The following is a 20,189-nucleotide window of genomic DNA, read 5'->3' on the forward strand; positions in this document are numbered from 1 at the left end:
CTTAACACCATTGAGAAAGGCGCCCGGTTGACGTGGCGCCTTTTTTACGTCTCTGCATGACTGGCGAAGGTTAATCTGCGGCAGCGATAGTCACCGGAGTGTCATTCTCGCTTTTCGCTGTGACTGCACCTGATTGCGCCACGGCATCCGCTGCCAGCTGCACTTGGGTGGATACCATGCTTTCAACGATCTCGACCAGGTTCGCCCAGTTCACTTTGTCTTCCTCTTCGAACAGGAACTCAAAGTTATCCGGTGTCCAGGCGATAAAGCGTTTCGGGTTCAACGCGCGGCCAAGGAATCGCACTTCATAATGAAGGTGTGGGCCGGTAGATAAGCCCGTGTTACCCGACCAACCAATCAGGTCACCTTTTTTGACGAACTGACCAGTATTGACGTTGAACTTATCGAGATGGGCGTACAGCGTCATAAAGCCAAAGGCGTGGTCAATTTTCAGCATGTTGCCGTAGCCTTTCTTGCGGCTAGGGCGTTTGTATTCCACCACACCATCGGCGGGTGCATAAACCGGTGTGCCGATGTCTGCAGTTAAATCTAAACCAAGGTGGAACTTCTTGTTGCCGGTCACAGGGTGGGTACGCGAGCCATAGCCTGACGAGCGACGGTAGCTTTCAATCGGTTTGCCGCTTGGAATGAGTTGTAGCATGGTGGCACGCACGGCAGAGTTTATCGCTGCAACATCCAGTCGCTCAGCCAATGGTAAAGATTCATCGCCTTCTTTTTCCAACCCCAATACTTCCTCAACCGTGGAAACGCGCTGGGTTAAATAGCTGAGTTGGCTGTCTTTGTCTTCGATGATCTGGGCGTATTCTTCTTCTTTGTTGTTGATCAGTTGTTCTAGCTGTTGGCGCTTTTGTTTGAGATCTTCAAGCTGACCGACAAGCTCAGAGCTTTGCTCTGTCATGCTCTTGAGCGTCACTTCCGCTGTGGTTGAACGGTGGTTCAGATAATAAATGGTCGCGATGCTGGCGAAGATGCCAACGATGAGGGTGGCTAACAGCGTAAGCAGGACTTTCTTCAGCGAAGGGGAGAGCACATAGTGACGTGATCCATTCGCATGGGAGACGGCGATTCGAATGTTGTGGGGCATGTTACTACTACTTCATGTATATGCGCTTAAATTCATCACCGTGATTATACGGTATCTTTCAGATCTGTCAGTTGTGCTAATTCACGATGAAGCAAATCATCGTTACCGACGTTCAATTCCACCAGACGTTTAAGATGGCTGGCGCTGTCGATATCAATATGGTCGATTTGAAAGCGCAGGTACTCATTGGTTTCCTGGACCAGTTTCAGATCCATGTCTAACTCAATGTCAGTATCCTGGAGGCAGAAGCGAACATCATAGTCTGCTTCATTACCGGCTTCCCAATCTTCTGGCGTTGCCAGCAATGCCCCTTTCAGTGACAGATCCAGTACTTTGGATTCCCAGCTTTTTCCATTTTGCGTGATGGTAGCAGGGGTGCGGTACACCACGCGGGAAAATTTACGACGTTCTGCCATCTAAAAGTCCTCAATTCCTTTTACACCAAGTGTAGGAGAGTCGGCGTTATATCTCTACTTCGACGTTTCGTCTCCGTGATGTTCTGCGCGTCTTATAAATGAATCAATAAATAACGGGTAGATTTTGCGCATAAAAAAGGGCCACATGACGTGACCCTTTCTCTATCAAGCGGTGATTACTTGGTCACGCGCTTGTATTTGATGCGGTGTGGTTGTGCTGCCGCTGCGCCCAGCGTTTGTTTCAGCCACTCGCTGTATTCTGCGTAGTTACCTTCGAAGAAGTTCACCTGACCTTCATCACGGTAATCCAGGATGTGCGTCGCGATACGGTCAAGGAACCAACGGTCGTGCGAGATAACCATGGCACAGCCAGGGAACTCAAGCAGCGCTTCTTCCAGTGCACGCAGGGTTTCTACGTCCAGGTCGTTGGTTGGTTCGTCGAGAAGCAGTACGTTGCCGCCTGCTTTTAGCAGTTTCGCAAGGTGAACACGGTTACGCTCACCACCTGACAAGTCACCGATACGTTTTTGCTGATCGCTGCCTTTGAAGTTGAAGCGCGAACAGTAAGCACGTGCAGGGATCTCGAAGTTATTGATGCGGATGATTTCTGCACCTTCAGAGATTTCCTGATAAACCGTGTTGTTGTCGTCCATGCTGTCACGGAACTGATCAACAGACGCCAGTTGTACGGTTTCACCCATTTCTACAGAACCGCTGTCTGGCTGCTCGGTGCCGCTCAGCATCTTGAACAGAGTAGATTTACCTGCACCGTTGGCACCGATGATGCCCACAATCGCACCTTTAGGCACGCTGAACGACAAATCGTCGATCAGAACGCGGTCACCGAATGACTTGGTCAGGTTATTCACTTCGATAACCTTGTCACCCAGGCGTGGACCCGGTGGGATGAACAGCTCGTTGGTCTCATTGCGACGTTGGTAGTCAGTGGTGTTCAGCTCTTCAAAGCGCGCCATACGTGCTTTAGATTTTGCCTGACGACCTTTAGGATTCTGGCGAACCCACTCAAGTTCTTTCTCGATGGTCTTCTGACGGGCTTTTTCAGATGACGCTTCTTGTTGCAGACGCGCGTCTTTTTGCTCCAGCCAAGAGGTGTAGTTACCTTCCCATGGAATACCTTCACCACGGTCAAGTTCCAGAATCCAGCCCGCTGCGTTATCTAGGAAGTAACGGTCGTGCGTGATAGCCACAACAGTACCGTTGTAATCAACCAGGAAGCGTTCCAGCCAGCCCACAGATTCTGCGTCCAGGTGGTTCGTTGGTTCGTCGAGCAGCAGCATATCTGGGCGCTCAAGCAACAGACGACAGATAGCAACACGGCGGCGCTCACCACCAGACAGATGCTTAATTTTCGCATCCCACTCTGGCAGACGCAGTGCATCCGCAGCGCGCTCAAGGGCGTTATCAAGATTGTGACCGTCTTTTGCCTGGATCAGTGCTTCCAATTCGCCTTGCTCTTTTGCCAGCGCGTCGAAATCTGCATCTGGTTCTGCATAAGCGGCGTAAACAGCATCAAGACGAGACAGGGCATCAACCACGTCAGAAACCGCTTCTTCCACAGTTTCACGAACCGTTTTGTCTTCATCCAGCTTTGGTTCCTGAGGCAGGTAACCCACTTTGATGCCAGGTTGTGCACGCGCTTCACCTTCGATATCGGTATCGATACCCGCCATGATGCGTAGAAGGGTGGATTTACCTGCGCCGTTTAGACCCAATACGCCGATTTTGGCACCCGGGAAAAAGCACAGAGAGATGTCTTTCAGGATCTGACGCTTCGGTGGCACGATTTTGCCAACGCGCGACATGGTATAAACGTACTCAGCCATTCTGCTCGCGTTCTCTTGTCACTAAATGGAAATGATTAGCCGGATATTCTACCTGCTTCGTTGAAGTATTGTAACAGGCCCCAAGTCTCAAACCGCTTTAAGGTCAGACTTTGAGCTGGTCAGAGTATAGTTTTTGGAACCATTTGTTGTTGGGAAAAACAAAAGAAAGAGAGGCATGCTTCCGTCTCACGTGTCCGAGCTCCCGTTTGTCGTTTTCAGTAACAGTTTCTTTGCGGCGGGAGGTCAGGGAGTTTGATATATAGAAGAAGGTGCAACGAACCTGATTTTCCATCTTATTCGATGGATTGGGTATAAGCTTTAAGCTAAGTGCGCCAGGGAGAAGCATCTGAATGCTACTAAGTAAAAAATCAATAATTACAAAAGCGTATAATAAGTCAGTGGATAGATTTAATCTCGTAGCGCCTCTTGGCATGGCGCTCCTGCTTGGCAGCGTTTTGCCTGCCAACGCACTCACGATCGACGAGCAACGTACCCGTTACGAAAAAGCCATTGCTGCGATTGAGCGCAACGACATGGCGACGTTTTCGCGCCTCAAATCAAACGTGAAGGATTATCCGCTTTATCCTTATCTCGACTATCGCGATTTTATGCGTGATATCAATGGTGCCAGCACCAATGAAGTGAATGCATTTCTTAAAAAATATGAAGATCTGCCTTTCACTGGCACTGTTCGGGCGCGCCACCTCAGTGCATTGGCCTCACAAGGTAAGTGGTCGCAGCTGGTGGCTTTTCAGCAGACTGTGCCGCGCGGCGAGAGTTATCAATGTAACTACTACTATGCACACAGCAAGGCTGGCGACAAAGCACTGGCTTTGTCTGGTGCAAAATCCTTGTACCTGTCCGGATCCTCTGTCGATAGGGCGTGCGACAAGCTGTTTGATTACCTTGAAGCTAATGGCAAGCTGACGGATAACCTGGTGCTTGAGCGCATGTTGTTGGCATTTGATAACCGCAACAAGTCGTTGATGACCTATCTTCAGAAGCAACTAACGACTACTCACGCCAAACGTCAGGCCAAAGAAGTCCTGGCGCTTTATAACAAGCCTCAAGGCGTGGCGGATTTCTCCAAAAAAAGCAAAGTCACCACGTTTAACCGACACCTGACCCGCATAGCCTTTGAGCGCCTTGCGCGCAGTGATTCTGAAGAAGCAGTGAAACAGTTCAAACGCACGGTTGAAGGTCAGCATTACGACAAGCATGAACGTCAGGAGATGGCGGACTATCTTGCTGGTCGTTTGATGTCGACGGAAGATGCATCCCTTGCCGCTTGGCGTGATAAGCAGCTTAAGCAGTCAGTGAATCAGTCGCTTCTGGAGCGCCGTGTGCGCATGAGCATAGTGGAAGCGGATTGGAAAGACGTTGGCCGCTGGATTGATGTGATGTCTGAAAAGGAGCGCGACACGCTGAAGTGGAAATACTGGCGGGCACGCGTGCTGAAAGAAAGAGGTAAGACAGCCGAAGCCAACGCGATTTTTGAATCCATGATTGGGGAGCGTAACTTCTACAGTGTTGCGGCCGCAGACGAATTGGGCAAACCGATTGATATCCCTTACCAAACCACGAAGCTTAATCCGGGAGCACTCGCGCCTTTCAACAAAGCCTTAAAGCGCGTCGATGAGTTGCTGACGTTGGATAAAATCACCGCTGCGAAACGCGAATGGCAATACATCCTCCGCAATGCAGACAGGGATCAGAAAGCCAACCTTGCTGCGTATGCCTCGGACCAAAAGTGGTATCACCTCTCTGTGCAGGCAACGATCGCCGGAAAACTCTGGGGGCATCTGGAATACCGCTTTCCAGTGGCGCATCGCTGGTGGTTTGAATTCTTCAGTAAAGAGCGTGAACTTCCACTGACGACTTTGCTGGCTTTATCACGTCAGGAGAGTGCCTTCTACACCCGCGCGGTATCGCCTGTTGGCGCACGTGGTTTAATGCAGCTCATGCCAGCGACGGCGAAGGAAACGTCGAAGAAGCTGGGTTTCCGCTATCTGGGCAAGAGCACGCTGAACGATCCGGGTATCAATATCCGTTTAGGCAGTGGGTACCTTCGCATGTTGCTTGATCAGTTTGATGAAAACCGCATCCTGGCGCTTGCCGGTTACAACGCTGGTCCTCACCGTGCCACTCGCTGGTTGGCGAAATCAGACGGCAATCTGGATGCCATTGCGTTTATCGAAGCCATTCCTTTCCGGGAGACGCGAGGTTACGTGCAGAACGTGCTGATGTACGACATCTACTACCGTAAGTTACTGGGTCAACCACTACAGTTCCTGACAGAAAGTGAGTCTAATCGTCGCTATTGAGTCATGATTGTCTAAGAAACAGAGAGACTTGGAGTATAATGACGGCGTTATTAGTACCGATTTCTACGAGGTGACCATGAAAGCGACGCCGGAATATTCTGACTGGCAAGATGTGCTGGATTTGATCCACAGAGCAAGTGACAACGGGGACGAAGCTAAACTCTTGAAGATGTTGCTGACGCCCGACGAGCGCAGCGCGCTGATTTCCCGGGTCAATATTCTCAACGAGTTGTTGAAAGGTGAGGTGAGCCAGCGACAACTCAGTCAGATGCTTGGCGTAGGCATTGCTACCATCACCCGTGGCTCTAACGAATTGAAGCAACTGGATGATGCGCAAAAGCAGTGGTTGCTTGAACTCTTAGATAAGTAAAGATCAGGAAAAGAAAAAGTGCGGCAACTGTCTATTAGCAGTGCCGCTTTTTTTATTCAATGTCGTATGAGGGCCTAGGACCTAGGACCCTAGATATTTTCAATGCTCTTCCGTCGGAAACAACTCCGGATTTATAAACGGAATTAAGGCAAGGATCAGCGCCTGATGATAGACCGAGCTTCTTGTCAGCAGATGCCCGGTCAGCATGCCAATCGCTCCGCCTTTCTGCTTCACGTTTTGCTCATTGAACATTTCATCCATCACATCGCCCAGCTCTTTGCCTTCTTCTAACATTTGGAGTGCGGCGGGTGGCAAAGGCACGGATGCTGAGCGTGATTCGCCGATACGATTGGCAGACTCCACCACCATCCAGGCAAAGGTGTAAGGGGCGTCAAGCCCAGCTTCCACGCCCACATAGAAATTACCATCAACCACCTTTTTGGCGTTATGGACGCGGTTTCTGGCACCTGCCAGCGTTTCCTCGCTGGTCATGGGTTGATCCGGTACACCGCTGGCAACAGACACACCTTCAAACGTCATGTCATTGTTAGGAAATACTTCTTTGAAGGCAGCTTCAACAGCCGCAATTTTGGCAGGGTTAAGCGAAGTGACGATCACTTTAGTCATGGGCATCCAGTCCTGAATCAGAGGGAATTATTATGCTGTTTGTTCTCTGGTGCGCGTTTAAATAAGCGAAATGGCAAGGCGAGTAGACCTGTTAACCACACCACATGTTTCTCTTCCCGTTGGCTTTTAATGCCGATGGTCATGCCGTAATGACCCTCTTCGGGTTGCGCGCGGTAAGTGTTGAACAGCCGGTCCCAGATAGCAAGATTAAAGCCGAAGTTCGAATCACTTTCGTAGCGGTGAATAGAGTGATGCACGCGGTGCATATCCGGCGTCACCACCACTTTGCGCAGCCAGCGGTCTATCGACAAGGGAATGGCCACGTTACTGTGATTAAACAGCGCCATACCGCTGAGTATCACTTCAAACAAAATCACTGCGACGACAGGCACGCCTAACAGCGCAATGGCAGCAAACTTGATCAGCATGGAAAGCAGAATTTCAATCGGATGAAAGCGGGCGCCGGATGTAACATCCAAATCCCGATCGGCATGATGAACTGCGTGCAAACGCCAAAGTAAAGGAACGGTGTGAAAGAGTTTGTGCTGGAACCAGATGATACCGTCGAGAAGGACAATGCTAAGGATCACTGACAGCCAAAGTGGTGAGTCAAACACATTGAACAAACCGACCCCCTCAAGGGTACACCAAGCGGCAAAACCCGCCGCGGCGAGAGGAAAAATAGCGCGTAGCACCGCTGTGTTAAGCATCATGAGGGCAACGTTATTCAGCCATCGTTTCGCTTTGCTGACCGTCAGAATTCGCTTTGGGAACAGCCACTCTGCAGCTGCCATGACGCTAAAAATGGAAAAAAAAGTCAGCAAACGGAAAACACTTTCCTGTGATTCGATAAAACTCAGCACTGACACTCCCGCATGAATAATCCTTTCGAACAGCTTAACACATCCCAAAACATCTTCGGTTTGGGTATAGATACGTGACGGGAAAGAAAAACGGGCACTTTTAACAGTGCCCGTTTGTACTTTGGTGGGGACGAATCACCAAACCCGTTTAATGGTGACTTTCGCGCCTGGGTTCAGAAACCGGTGACGGTAATTCAATGCTGAATCTTCCAATCCGTCATCAGCGGATAGCACGCCAGGGTGAATGCGCAGACGGTCTACATCATCGCGTGCAGCATTGAAGCCTTCTCCACCTGCAGCGGGCCCAGGAATGGTGCCTTGGGTTTCCGAGTTAGCTTCTGTGCCGGCATCCCACACTGGCAATGTGATGGTGATGCTTTGACCTGGACGCAATTTACGTAGGTCGATATCAGACTCGGCCACGATGGCATCATTAGTATTGACCAGCATAGATGCCACAGAAAGGTAACGTGTCTTCTTGCGGTTCAGTTGTACAGTGAAGCTTTCTGATGCGCCCGGAGGAAGCGGCGATGCGCCAGAGAGAGCATCTTCCACGTGGCGAAGTTCTTCATAAGCAAGAACATCGCTGTTATCACCACCTTCCGCCAGTTTTTCCAGTGCAACAGAAACCGGTTGGCCAACTTCAAACAGCGTGTTGGTTTTGCTGTGGGTCAGCAGCGCGACCGGAGACATAGGTTGCGCATCCGTCAGGTTTTCTACGGTGACCGTGTATTGACACCCAGCCAGTGCCAGCGCTGCTGCGCCAATGAGAGCAAAGCGATACATACTGCGCCCTCCTTAATAAACGGTGACGGTGATGATGGCAACTGGGTTGAGCCAACGGTGTTTGGTGCTGTCAAAGTCGCTTAGACCACCTGTCGCATCAGTATCACCAAGGTTGCCCGGGTGAATGTGAACTGTGCTGTTTGCTACTTCGGTATCTACGCCCGTGCCGCCCTCACCGAAAGTGATGAAAGGTGGCGTAGGAACACTGCCAGCCAGCTCATCATTGGCTTCTGTACCTGCGTCATAGCCGTTGGCTTTGATGACATAGGTGCCTTTTTTCTTTGGGATTTTCCAGCTGTCTACACCGATAAATGCATCGTTAGAAGGTAGCAACATCGCAGCGATAGAAAGCACATCGCCATGATTTGCATAAAGCGTGGTGGAAGTTGATGCGCCTGGGTCCAGAATGCCTTCTGCCGGGTTGGCCTGTACATCAGCGCCCACGCCTGCAGCCAGTGCAACCAGACCAGAAATATCGCCACCTTCTGCCATGGCTTCAACATCAGCAGATGCTTCTTCGCCGGTTCGGAACAGATACGCGTCCGGGCTGTGAGCAGCAACGATCAGTGGGGTGAAATAAATACCATCGGTGGCATTGGTGATTTTAACATCGACGTTGGCGGCCTGCGCGGTGAATGCTGCGCCCATTGCCATGCTGAGAAGTAAGGTTTTCATTTTTCGCTCCCTGTACGTTGGATTATTCCAAGCATGGCGCGAAAAAATGGCGAAGCCTTCGCGAATTTCTCTCAAAACTCTCGCAAAGGCCTAGTGAATTAATATCAGGGTGTTACGCGGTGTTTTTCTCCTGAGGGTCATCACTCTCCCCAAGCTCAACGTGGGTGACGACACGGTTTCTCCCTCGCTCTTTTGCCAGATAGAGTGAAGAGTCGGCCGCTTCGATGATGCCTTCAATGGAATCGAACTCTGGAAAAGTGGCGATCCCCGCGCTTAAGGTCGCGGTGAAGTTTTCAGGCCCGTTTGAGAATGGCGTTTTAGCAAAGGTGCTACGGAATTCATCAATCAGCCTCAGGGCGATATCTGCGGGCGTATCGGGCAGGATCAGTGCGAATTCTTCACCACCATAGCGGGCGCTGGTATCAGTCTTACGGAAGCGGTAATTGAGCAGGCGAGCCACCCCTTTTATCACTTTATCACCGACAGGGTGGCCGTATTTGTCGTTGATGGATTTGAAGTGGTCGATATCAATCATCACAAAACTGACGGGAGATTTATGACGTCTGGCGCGGGAAAGCTCTCGTTCCAGCGCCATTTTCAGGTTGGAGTGATTGAGCAATCCGGTCAGGCTGTCCCTGTCCATCATGGCACTGAGTGCACGGAAACGGCGGGCACGAATGGAGACGGCCTGTGTCAGGTGTAAGTCGTTAATTGGCTTAGTCAGAAAATCATCGGCACCGACCTGCAACGCTTTCATCTGAAGCTTCAAGTCTGTTTCACCGGAAAGGTACACGATAGGGACATTGGTGTGCGCGGCATGCTGACGGATCACGCTCGCCGCTTCCACCCCTGAGCAACTGGGCATGTAAAGATCCATCAACACCAGATCCGGATGAAACTCACCCAGCTCATCAAGCAAGTGAACGGGGCTGTCTACAATGCTGGTTTTCATCCCGGCGCCTTGAAGCACAATGGAATAATGTTCCGCGAGGGTACGATCATCTTCGACGATCAATACGCGATATTGAGCATTGTGCGTTTCCCACAGCGAATCGAGCAGGCCGAGAATATCATCGTATTCGACAGGTTTATGGAAGAAGGTAAACGCACCAGCTTTGGCGGCATGTAGGCGACTTTCCCAGCATTCAGTTGCACTCAGCACGACCAAAGGGATCCCACTGTTTTTACGCCAGACTTTGGTGATTTCGTCGAGGAGTTTAAAGTCATCAAGGTCAACAATCAGCACCGAAGGTGACTCTTGATCGAGAGCAACTTTAAGTTCGGCAGCTGTTGCAAACATTGCTACTTCGTAATCGATATACTGAAGTTGTTCGACCATTTCGGTGGCATCTTCAGGTTTTTCTGCAACTACGTAAACCAGTTGCTTGGTGCGGTCTTGCTCGTGAAGTAAGGTCACTTCACCGTATGTTAAATCATCAGGGCGTTTGGGTTCGATTTTGGCGATATCGTCAATGCCTGAAATCAGGCGTTCTATATCTTCATCACCGATGGGCAGCGTTTGATTCTCAATGTGTGGTTTCAGTAATACTTCAATATCACGGCCGCATTCTCCAAGATCGACAAAGCCCAACGTAGTGGCTGTGCCGGCAAGTTTATGCGCTTCCATGACCAATTCTTCCAGCTCGCAAAAATCAGCGGTTTTCTGCGTTTGGATTTTATTCCACAGCGTTTTAATACGCTTCGTGCGTTTAGAGACGCTGCTGGCGAACTTGGTTTGTTGCTCCTGAAACTTTTTGACTTGAGAAGGTCTCATACACTGCGCCTTTCCATTATTTTTTTGATTTCGTCTGCCAGTAGCATTGGGTCAAACGGTTTACTGATAACGCCTATAGCACCACACTCGTGATAGGACTTTATTTCCGAAGGTTGTACCTTGGCAGTCATAAAAATGGCTGGCGTCCTTTCCAAATGTGGCATTTCCCTGAGATGTCTTAGCGTCGTAGGGCCATCCATATCGGGCATCATGACATCTAACAACAGAAGGTCAGGGCTTGATAACGCGGCTTTTTCGAGCGCCACATCGCCACACTCACATGACAAAAGGACAAAGTCGTCACCTTCCAATGCGAGTTCCGCTACATCGCGAATATCCTCATCATCTTCAACGTAAAGCACAGTAATTGGCCTATCCATTACATTGTCTCTCTGGGAAATGTTTTCTTAAGTATAAGACGCAGTTCAGATTTAAGACTGTTGATGTTCAGAGTATCAATACTGTGTGCGGCGATCACGATACCGAGATCGGGCACATCCTGTTCCCCGTGGGTGAGTAGAACAACAGGGATATGGCGGCGACTGAGTTGATCCATCAGTTTATCCAGAGACTCCAGGAAGGGGAATTCCACTAACGCGAGCTCAAAGGGCTGTTGGCCTAACGCCAGATTGGCTCGCGATACCGATTCTGCCGTTGATATTTCGCACTCGGGGTAGAACTGGTTCCTGAGATCGCCAACTAGCTGATCATCCGATCCCACAAACAGCATTTGAAAGGCAGAAAGTCTGCTGCTTTGGAGTCGTTGATTGTTTGGTTGTGCACTGTCTTTAGGAAGGGTGAAGAAGAAGGTCGAACCCTCTCCAAGTGTGGAGAAAAAATCGATATACCCTTTATGGGCTTCAATGATGGATTTGGTAATCGCAAGCCCGAGGCCAGTCCCTCCGACTTGGCGGGTATCAGAGCTGTCTGCCTGGGAAAAACGCTCGAAGAGCTGCTGATGAAACTCAGTGGGAATACCTGCACCGGTATCTGTCACTTCTACCCGATAGGCTTTGCCTTGTAGGGCGAGAGAAACGGTCACGGTACTTCCGGCGCTGGAGTATTTAATGGCATTGGAAAGCAGGTTCGCCATCACCTGCTGAAGCCTTGTCGAATCGGCATTGATATAGGCATTTTCAATGTCGGCATGAAACGATAACGAGACCTTGTGTTGGCGTGCATATCCTTCGTTGTCTTCTAATGAGCGGGTGATGATGCTGTAGAGGTTATTTCGGTGGAAGCTATACACCATTTGATCGGACTCTAGCTTTTCGATATCCAGAATATCATTAATAAGCAGAGTCAGGCGTTCACAGTTTCGGAGCGCAAGTGTCAGCATTTTTTGGGTTTTGGGCGGAAGCTCATCGGTGAACTTGCCGAGGATCAGACCAAGCGCACCCCGAATGGAGGTGAGTGGGGTGCGAAGCTCATGGCTCACCGTGGCAACAAATTCGCTTTTTAAGGCCTCATCTCTCTTTCTAGAGGTGATGTCTCGAATGATACCTGTAAACATCTTATGCCCTGATATCTGCATTTCACTGACAGAAAGCTCGGCGGGGAAGGTGCTGCCATCTTTACGTTTGGCTGTCACTTCACGCCCCACGCCAATAACTTTTGCACGTTTGCCTGACAGGTAATTGTTAACATAAGTGTCGTGCTGGCTGGCGAATTCTTGCGGCATCAGCATGTTGACCTTGTGACCGATGACTTCTTCTGCTCGGTAACCAAACAGCCCCTCAGCCGCCGGGTTGAAGGTTGCAATATGACCTTTTGAATCAATGGTGATGATGGCATCGATTACGGTGTCGACAATGGCCAATAATTGACTTTGCCCGGACTGCCTTTCTTCCTGAATACTGAGCTCGTTGATCCGTTTAATTTCCCGAGTGGTATGGTTAAAAGCTTCAGCGAGGGTACTCAGTTCTTCATCAGAGGCAGAGGTGGTAATCGGATATGTTCCTGCTTTAACTTCGTTAGAAAGTGCAACAATGGGGGTGGCCATTCTTTTTCCGAGACGACGGGTAATGATTACTAGAGGTATCATGGCGATGAGCGCCAGGATACTGAAATTCGTCAGCCAGGGGGTAACCTCTCCAAGCATGGAAATATAAGGCTTATTCATCGTGACGGATATGTCGAAGTTGCTGATTAACATGTTTTGAGTAGGCTGCATTGATACTCGGATACCCAGAGAATCGAGGTTACCTTCTGTATATCCCCACTTTTGATGGATCTTGAGAGCATAGTTATGGCTAAGGTTTGCCAGCGCGCCCTCAGTGAGTTTGTCCAGATTAATTTTTGCAATGATGCCGCCCTGAACGGCGTAGTAATAACTAATGGGCTCGATAATATAGAAGCTTCCGTTGATGAATTTGACGTGTCCACGACCTGAGGTCAGCGTTTCTGTCACTAGCTTAGGGCTATACCATCTAACATCTTCTTCTCTCTCATCGAGTGCATTCCCGACATAGTCAAAAAGCAACGCGTCTTCGATGGCGGTATATAGCGTGAGATCTTCCAACGCGTGGTGGAAGTAATATTGTCCGCTGCCAATATTAATTAGGCTATTAATGGAAAGCTGGCTTTGCGCTGTACGAGAAACCGCCCGCTGCTGGGTCTTCAGTTCTAGATCAAGTAGGTTTAGCGTATTGAAAGCTTCTGAATGGAGCTTGCTTTGTAGTTGTCGCTCGACACGAAACATTTCCATGATCGTAGTGGCGCCCACGATGACAAGTAGGAAAGAAACCAGCAGTAAAAGCAGATGTCTGGAAAAGCGTGTGGCAATACTGGTTTTTGATGCCATTAGCGATCACTCTTAAGGGGGTAAAGGCTCCCGTCCTTATAGAAAGCAAACAGATAATCCTCAGCGGTCAGCGCGTCTTGCATGCCCCGACCGAAAGGAGAGAGATATTGCTTCATCAACCCATCGTATCGCTCCAGTTTAGTGAGCTCTTTCTGGATAGCGGACATGTCGGCTGAACCAGCTTTCTCTGCAGCAATAGCGAGCATGTGCATCAGGTCATAGGCATGTGCGGTGCCAGATGGGGCATAGATATCAGACTCATCTCTGGTGCCATAACGTTGATGATATTTCTGCGTCAACACTTTGGCAGCGGGAGTGTCGTTTTCTACGAAAGTGAAGGTTTGCAGGACCCGAAGATCGACGGCTTTGAGCGCTTGCTTAGAGCGGTGGGCGAACTCTGAACCAGTGATCCCCCAATGTGAAAATACAATCGGTGGGTTTGGGTGCTTGGCTAAGTGACTGACAAATTTTTCACCTTCCACAGAATTACCGACAAAAATGATGGATTCAACGCCTTTTTGGACGAGATTTTTAACTTTGTTTTCCATGTTTTTCTCGCCCCAGTCAAACCACTCCATGTGAACGGGAGCAAGCGAACGTTTTTCCATTTCCTTTGTCAGTCCTTCAAAATTGCTTCTTCCCCAGCCATTATTGACCAGCAGGAAGCCGACTTTTTCAGAAACACCCAGAGCACCATCGAGCAAAAACTGGGCAGCATATTCATCCCTGACTGAGACTCGGAAAACGAAGTTGGGTGATTGACCATTACTGACAATCGGTGTGGCTGCCGCCCAGGGAGCGAGCATGAGAATTCTGTGTTTATGGAGTAATTCCAGCTCTGCCAGTACGACAGGGCTACTGATACCACTAAACACCGCGAGAAGATTTGGCAACGTTGCGAAGACTTTGATGTTATCCAGGCCCCGCGAGGGCACCATGGAGTTGTTTCTGACAACCAGCTTCACCTCTTTACCTAACACTCCACCATTTTGGTTTATTTCATCCAGAGCAAGCTCAATGCCACGGCGAATAGATAAACCTGAAATCGCCGAACCACCGATCATATCGGCATCTAGCGCAACGATGAGTTTGTCGGGGTGAAGGTGGCTCCAGTTCTCTTTTCCTTGAAGTACCTGTTCAATGATTGCAGTGCCGATATACATCCTTTTTTGTTCCATAACGCCCGAAGAAGCTTGCTTCATCCAATCCAATAACGGTGTCGCTGGCTTGCGGGTGATTCCTTCTTCTTTTAGGTTTGCCAACGCAATGTTGTCTTTTCTACGTGCGATTTCGTACTGGAAAGATGTGGCAATATTGGCGGCGCTTTCGATGGTCTCTTTTTGGAACTGAGTGAGTTTTGCTTTGGTTTTCAGCGACATAATTAGTGTCAGGGTTTGGTGGCCGTGATGGGTGAGGTAAATATTTTGTCCGGTCATCCTGCGAGCTGATAACTGGCTGAGTGTGATCTCTTCACCGTCCAAGTCGCCATTCGCAAAGGCTTGAGTGAGCATTTCATCGGACACGGGAATGGCTAGACTGCGCCACGTGGCGAATTGCTGGCGTATGGTTGTACTTTCTGGGACACGGAAACGACGCCCATTAAATTGAGAGGCACTTTCCAAAGGGAATGTGGTGACAAGGTGCTTGAAGCCTCCGTCCCAGAATGCCACTCCATGAATGTCATCTTTGTTGAGTTTACTGAGTAACTGCCTGCCTGTGGGACTGCTGTAAACTTGCTTGACCTGCTGTTGGTTGGCAAAGAAAAAGGGTAAATCAAACAGCTCAAGTGCAGGGGAAAGGTAAGATATCTTGGAGCTGGAAATAACTGCAAAGTCCACATCGCCATTTTGGACGGAAGCAATCAACTCCCGTTCGCTGGCGTTGTCCGTCTTAAACGACGTAGAGACAGTCAGTTCACCTTTAGATTTTTCTTTCACCAAAGATGCAAAGTACTGAGCAGCTTCTGAGCTTGCACTACCCTCATGGCTTGAAACAACGAGTTTTAGGTACTGAGTCGGTGTTTCCTCCATGTGATCTGTTTTGGATGAGTTCCGACTGTCGCAGCCATTCAATAACATCAACAACGCAGTGAGTATGAAGATGTATCTCATTGTTTTCCCCGCCTGAACAAGACTTTTATGTCTTATAAAAGATTAGGAATGAGACAGGTGTTTTTCCAGTGGGAGGGTGATGAACGTAGTGCGGTAAACCAGCCCTCAGACAGGGCTAGTGGAGAAGTAAGCGCTAACGTTGTGTAACTTGATGAATATTAAACAAATCACTGTTAATCGTGGCGATGGTGTACTCGAAGGGGGTGCCATCATCAAAAGAGACCACTTCGCGAAGCTCGATCATGGCTTGTCCTTCATCGACATTGAGAAGCTCTGCCAGCTCTGAATCCCGCAGATTAAAGGCGGAAATATCCTGTTCGCGGGTCTGTACTTTCTTGCCTGTCATCTGCTCCATGTACCCGTATTTTGAGTGTTCTATCTGGTTGAATTCAAAGCCATCGCAAACGGCGACCGGGATATGGGTTTGCTCAAAAGACACTGGCATGTTGCCAAAGCTCATCAAACGCTCGATGTAATAAACTTTTTCGTTGGGTTTGATGCGAAGGGCATGAGCGATTTGTACATTCGGCACTTCGATGATCGCGCTGGAAATGACACGTCGAACCGCGCTTTGTCCCGCTTTCTGCGCCTGCTCATCAAAAGGGGAAAGCGCATGGAAGTTGCCGCTCGGCGCAGCTTGGCCAGTACCCACATAAAGGCCGGAACCTTTCACGCGGTAAACCATGCCTTGCTCGACCAGATAGCGTGTAGCTTCACGCACGGTTACGCGCGTAATACCAAGATGTTTAGCGATACCTGCTTCGGTATCCAATTTGTCGCCGGGGGAAAGGTTGGCGCTCGCAATTTTGCGCTCAATGAAGTCGATGACTTCCTGTTGCTTCCCTGTCACTTTTAACGTCATAGCGTCTCTTTATTCGTTATTTATTAGCCGACTGACTGCAATGTTATTGAGTGTTGCTAGGGTCTGTTGACCTTTGTTTGCAGATCTAAAAACGGCGGATCCCTGATCCGCCGCTTAGTTTATGTTATCGCAAGGTGAATACAAACTGTCGCTTGCGTAGTGCGACAGTTGAGGGCTAGGCGCTTAATAAGGTGGTGCAGAAATCCGCAATGCGTTCGGCGCTGATGCCGTATGCATCTTTCAGAAAATCGAGTGAGCCCACCTGACCGTATTGCTCCTGCACGCCAAGCTTATGGAAACTTTGCAGTGCAACGCCGCCAGACAGCAACTCAGAAGCTACCGCATCACCCAGACCACCAATCACATTGTGGTTTTCAATCGTTACCACACGGCCTGTCTTGCGCGCCTCTGCAATCAAAAGCTCGGTATCCAGCGGTTTGATGGTGTGCATGTCGATAACCGCAACAGTTTTACCTGTGTTAGCTTCGATTTGCTCTGCCGCTTCCAGCGCGTCATGCACACAGATACCCGCCGCGATGAGGGTGAGATCCGTACCCTCTTTCAAAAGATTGCCCTTACCGATCTCAATCTCATCTTCTGAGCCATAAATCGCCGGCAAATCTTTGCGGGTGGAGCGTATGTAGTTCACACCTTTGTGCTCGTAGGCATAACGCATTGCTGCGCGAAGCACCGATTCATCTGACACATCAATCACAGTCGCATTCGGCACCAAGCGCATCAGGCCTGTGTCTTCAAACGGCATATGGGTGCCACCATTGGTGACAGCGGTAACGCCCGCATCACTGCCGAAGATATTGATATGTTGGCCTGCGTAGCCGCCTGCAAGGAAAATCTGATCGTAACAACGACGGGTGGCGAAGCAGCCGAATGAGTGAACGAAGGGCACTTTGCCAACGGCTGAAAGGCCGGATGCCACGCCAATCATATTGGCTTCGGCAATACCACAGTTCAGGAAGTGATTCGGGAAAGCGTCCGCGAATTTCTTGGTGCTTACACTGCCTGCAAGGTCGGCTTCCAGCACCATCACATTGTCGTGTTGCTCAGCCAGTTCCATCAGCATTTCTGCATGGATAACGCGAAGTTCTTTGCTCATTTCAGCTCCTCGATTTTTTGTTCCAGCATCGCAATGTCAGCGTCAATGGCTGCGCGCAGGCTGTCGTCTAAACGCAAATGGTGGTTGGCTTCAATCGCTTCCACAGTTGGCATGCCCTGGCCTTTTTCGGTATCGAGAATGATGGCGGTTGGGCGCTTAGTTTCAGTCTGTGCGGTTTCAATCGCGGCGCAGATGGCTTCGACGCTCTTGCCGTCAACACCAATCGCGTTGAAACCGAAGGAAGCGAACTTCTCGCGAAGATCGAACGATGCCAGAATCTCATCAATGTAGCCGTCGAGCTGGCGTTTGTTGTTGTCGACAAACACCACCAGATTCGACAGCTTGTGGTGTGCGGCAAATTGCGCCGCTTCCCAGCACTGACCTTCCTGAAGCTCGCCGTCTCCGACGATGGTGTAAACCGTTGATTCGGTGCCCGCCGCCATACCCGCCGCACATGAGATGCCCTGACCCAGAGAGCCGGTTGTCATATCCACGCCCGGCGTTTTGTTCATGTCCGCATGGCTTGGCAGGTTAGTACCGTTACCGTTTATCGTTTTCAGCCATTCGATATCGAAGAAGCCGCGAAGGGCCAGGGTAGCGTAAAGCGCCGGACCCGCATGGCCTTTAGACAGCACAAACAAATCACGGTCTTGCATTTTCGGGTTGGCCGGGTCGTGCTTTAGGTAGCGGCCGTACAGACAAGCCAGTGTTTCAGTGACAGACAGGCAACCGCCAAAGTGTCCGTAACCCATGTTCAGTAAAGCCTTTGCCATTTCTTTTTTGATGGACAGATTGAAGGCCTCAATCTGACGCAGATCGAGTAAAGATTGCATAGTTACCTCGGAGAAAGAGAAGGGCGGGCTGGTGGTCAGCCCGCGCTGAAATTAGATGTTTTCTGCTGTCTCGGCGGTTTTCTTGCCGATGAAATTGGTGCTCAGAACCAGTGCAGCAACGGCTGCCACACCCAGAATGACCGCCTCTTTGCCCAGCATCGCCAGATAGCCCAGGAAGATACCGGTGATAGCGAAGTCAGAGTCGGAGAAGGTGGTGTTGGCAAAGCCCAGGTCGCCCAGTACCGGCAGCAGCCACAGGGTCAGGAAAGTAATGACCACACCGTTGATGAATGCGCCCACTGCCGCGCCGCGACGGCCACCGGTAGCGTTACCGAACACACCTGCCGTTGCGCCGGTGAAGAAGTGAGGGACCACGCCCGGAAGGATAAGCGTCAGCTCCATCACACCCAGTACACCCATGCTCACCAGACCGCCAAGGAAGCTACACAGGAAGCCAATCAGTACCGCGTTTTGTGCGTAAGGGAATACGATTGGGCAGTCCAGCGCTGGTTTCGCGTTTGGCACTAGTTTCTGGGAGATACCGGTGAATGCCGGCACGATCTCTGCGAGTACCAGACGCACACCCTGAAGGATAACGAACACACCCGCTGCGAAGCCGATAGCCGTCAGAATCGCGTAAACAATCGGGTTCTGGCCGTTACTCAGGTTTTCGGTGACGAAATCACTGCCTGCTGCCATCACGAGGATCAGGTAGATGATGCCCATGGTCAGCGAGATAGAGATAGATGAGTCACGCAGGAACACCAGGTTCTTCGGCAGGTTCATCTCTTCGGTGCTCTTTGAGCCTTTACCGACCAGTTTGCCGACAAGGCCAGAAGCCACGTAACCCACGGTAGAGAAGTGACCGAATGCCACATCATCACTGCCGGTGATCTTACGCATGAATGGCTGTGCCATGGCCGGGAACAGCACCATGATAAGGCCCAGAGACACAGAGCCCAGGAACACCAGAGACGCGCCGCTAAAGCCTGCCACGCTCAGGATGATCGCAATCATACATGCCATGTACAGGGTGTGGTGGCCCGTCAGGAAGATGTATTTAAACTTACTGAAACGGGCAAAGAAGATGTTCGCCACCATACCGAACGCCATGATCATGGACGTTGCTGCACCGAATTCCGCCATTGCAGTGGCGTAAATCGCTTCGTTGTTCGGGATGACGCCGCGAAGGTTGAAGCCTTCTTCCATCAGCACACCCATTGGGGTAACAGCACTCACCAGAATGCCGGCACCGCCGCCGATCACGATGAAACCAAGGACAGTTTTTATCGAGCCTTTGATCACGTCAGAGCTCGATTTTTTCTGGATAGCAAGACCAATCAGGGCCACGATACCGATGAGGATCGCGGGTGTACTTAGAATGTCAGTGATGAAGTCGAGCATAGCGAAACCCTCAATTAACGGTTCATGTAAGCGACGAGCTGTTCTTTCATTGCGTTCTTGTCGGTGATGTTAGGGATAGAAATCACGTCACCGGCATGAATGCTGTCTGCCAAATCGCGGGTGCAGATGAACACATCTGCCATGTCTGGCGTCACTGAACCCAAATCGGTGTGGTTCACTTCTGCCTCAACGCCCAACTCACGCATAACTTCCTTCACTTTCATTTCGATCATGAAAGAAGAACCCAGACCTGTGCTACAAACGGCCATGATACGCAT

General features: G+C 50.2%; 18 protein-coding genes. 2 read left to right on the plus strand and 16 right to left on the minus strand.

Annotation, left to right across the window (positions count from 1 at the left end; genetic code table 11):
• Window positions 1–70: 70 nt before the first annotated feature.
• The 3 genes from RN22_RS09105 to ettA all read right to left on the minus strand — a co-directional run bounded on the left by RN22_RS09105 (window position 71) and on the right by ettA (window position 3,365).
• Window positions 71–1,105, minus strand: coding sequence for a M23 family metallopeptidase (locus tag RN22_RS09105; RefSeq protein WP_046304016.1), 1,035 nt, complete (start codon window positions 1,103–1,105; stop codon window positions 71–73).
• 44 nt (window positions 1,106–1,149) lie between these two features.
• Window positions 1,150–1,521: a PilZ domain-containing protein gene (locus RN22_RS09110; RefSeq protein ID WP_046304017.1), complete on the minus strand. Its 372-nt coding sequence runs from the start codon at window positions 1,519–1,521 to the stop codon at window positions 1,150–1,152.
• Between the two features lie 176 nt (window positions 1,522–1,697).
• Complete coding sequence (ettA, locus tag RN22_RS09115; protein ID WP_002538926.1) at window positions 1,698–3,365, minus strand: energy-dependent translational throttle protein EttA; 1,668 nt, start codon at window positions 3,363–3,365, stop codon at window positions 1,698–1,700.
• 350 nt (window positions 3,366–3,715) lie between these two features.
• On the opposite strand from ettA, the gene sltY reads away from it, so the two are divergent.
• The gene (gene sltY / locus RN22_RS09120; protein WP_046304018.1) at window positions 3,716–5,689 is read left to right on the plus strand and encodes a murein transglycosylase; all 1,974 of its coding nucleotides are present in this window, start codon (window positions 3,716–3,718) and stop codon (window positions 5,687–5,689) included.
• Between the two features lie 76 nt (window positions 5,690–5,765).
• Window positions 5,766–6,059 carry a trp operon repressor gene (gene trpR / locus RN22_RS09125; protein ID WP_046304019.1) on the plus strand — a complete coding sequence of 98 codons (294 nt, stop codon included), beginning with the start codon at window positions 5,766–5,768 and terminating at the stop codon, window positions 6,057–6,059.
• A gap of 99 nt (window positions 6,060–6,158) precedes the next feature.
• Here trpR and yjjX read toward each other — a convergent pair whose 3' ends face one another.
• From yjjX to RN22_RS09190, 13 genes are all read right to left on the minus strand, one after another.
• Window positions 6,159–6,686, minus strand: a complete 528-nt coding sequence (gene yjjX / locus RN22_RS09130; protein ID WP_046304020.1) for an inosine/xanthosine triphosphatase — start codon at window positions 6,684–6,686, stop codon at window positions 6,159–6,161.
• 17 nt (window positions 6,687–6,703) lie between these two features.
• Window positions 6,704–7,549, minus strand: coding sequence for a sterol desaturase family protein (locus RN22_RS09135; RefSeq protein WP_046304058.1), 846 nt, complete (start codon window positions 7,547–7,549; stop codon window positions 6,704–6,706).
• Between the two features lie 135 nt (window positions 7,550–7,684).
• Window positions 7,685–8,335 carry a spondin domain-containing protein gene (locus RN22_RS09140; protein WP_046304021.1) on the minus strand — a complete coding sequence of 217 codons (651 nt, stop codon included), beginning with the start codon at window positions 8,333–8,335 and terminating at the stop codon, window positions 7,685–7,687.
• Window positions 8,336–8,347: 12 nt separating this feature from the next.
• A complete protein-coding gene (locus tag RN22_RS09145) occupies window positions 8,348–9,010 on the minus strand; it encodes a spondin domain-containing protein (RefSeq protein WP_046304022.1) in 663 nt (220 codons plus the stop codon).
• Between the two features lie 112 nt (window positions 9,011–9,122).
• Complete coding sequence (locus tag RN22_RS09150) at window positions 9,123–10,784, minus strand: diguanylate cyclase (RefSeq protein ID WP_046304023.1); 1,662 nt, start codon at window positions 10,782–10,784, stop codon at window positions 9,123–9,125.
• Window positions 10,781–11,164 (minus strand): response regulator, encoded by a 384-nt coding sequence (locus RN22_RS09155; protein ID WP_046304024.1) that lies wholly within the window; start codon window positions 11,162–11,164, stop codon window positions 10,781–10,783. Before RN22_RS09155 ends, RN22_RS09150 begins: the two co-directional genes overlap by 4 nt.
• Window positions 11,164–13,587, minus strand: a complete 2,424-nt coding sequence (locus RN22_RS09160) for a PAS domain S-box protein (RefSeq protein ID WP_046304025.1) — start codon at window positions 13,585–13,587, stop codon at window positions 11,164–11,166. Before RN22_RS09160 ends, RN22_RS09155 begins: the two co-directional genes overlap by 1 nt.
• Window positions 13,587–15,698: a TRAP transporter substrate-binding protein DctP gene (dctP, locus tag RN22_RS09165; RefSeq protein ID WP_046304026.1), complete on the minus strand. Its 2,112-nt coding sequence runs from the start codon at window positions 15,696–15,698 to the stop codon at window positions 13,587–13,589. The genes RN22_RS09160 and dctP overlap by 1 nt, the downstream gene beginning before the upstream one ends.
• Window positions 15,699–15,831: 133 nt before the next feature.
• Window positions 15,832–16,560 carry a GntR family transcriptional regulator gene (locus RN22_RS09170; protein ID WP_046304027.1) on the minus strand — a complete coding sequence of 243 codons (729 nt, stop codon included), beginning with the start codon at window positions 16,558–16,560 and terminating at the stop codon, window positions 15,832–15,834.
• Window positions 16,561–16,735: 175 nt separating this feature from the next.
• Window positions 16,736–17,674: a transketolase family protein gene (locus RN22_RS09175; protein WP_046304028.1), complete on the minus strand. Its 939-nt coding sequence runs from the start codon at window positions 17,672–17,674 to the stop codon at window positions 16,736–16,738.
• Entirely contained in the window at window positions 17,671–18,507 is an 837-nt protein-coding gene (locus RN22_RS09180; RefSeq protein WP_046304029.1) for a transketolase, read from the minus strand. The genes RN22_RS09175 and RN22_RS09180 overlap by 4 nt, the downstream gene beginning before the upstream one ends.
• Before the next feature lie 51 nt (window positions 18,508–18,558).
• Complete coding sequence (locus tag RN22_RS09185) at window positions 18,559–19,911, minus strand: PTS ascorbate transporter subunit IIC (protein ID WP_046304030.1); 1,353 nt, start codon at window positions 19,909–19,911, stop codon at window positions 18,559–18,561.
• Window positions 19,912–19,925: 14 nt separating this feature from the next.
• Window positions 19,926–20,189 carry a PTS sugar transporter subunit IIB gene (locus RN22_RS09190; RefSeq protein WP_002536881.1) on the minus strand — a complete coding sequence of 88 codons (264 nt, stop codon included), beginning with the start codon at window positions 20,187–20,189 and terminating at the stop codon, window positions 19,926–19,928.

This window comes from Grimontia sp. AD028, assembly GCF_000973155.1.
Taxonomy (GTDB): Bacteria; Pseudomonadota; Gammaproteobacteria; order Enterobacterales; family Vibrionaceae; genus Enterovibrio; species Enterovibrio indicus.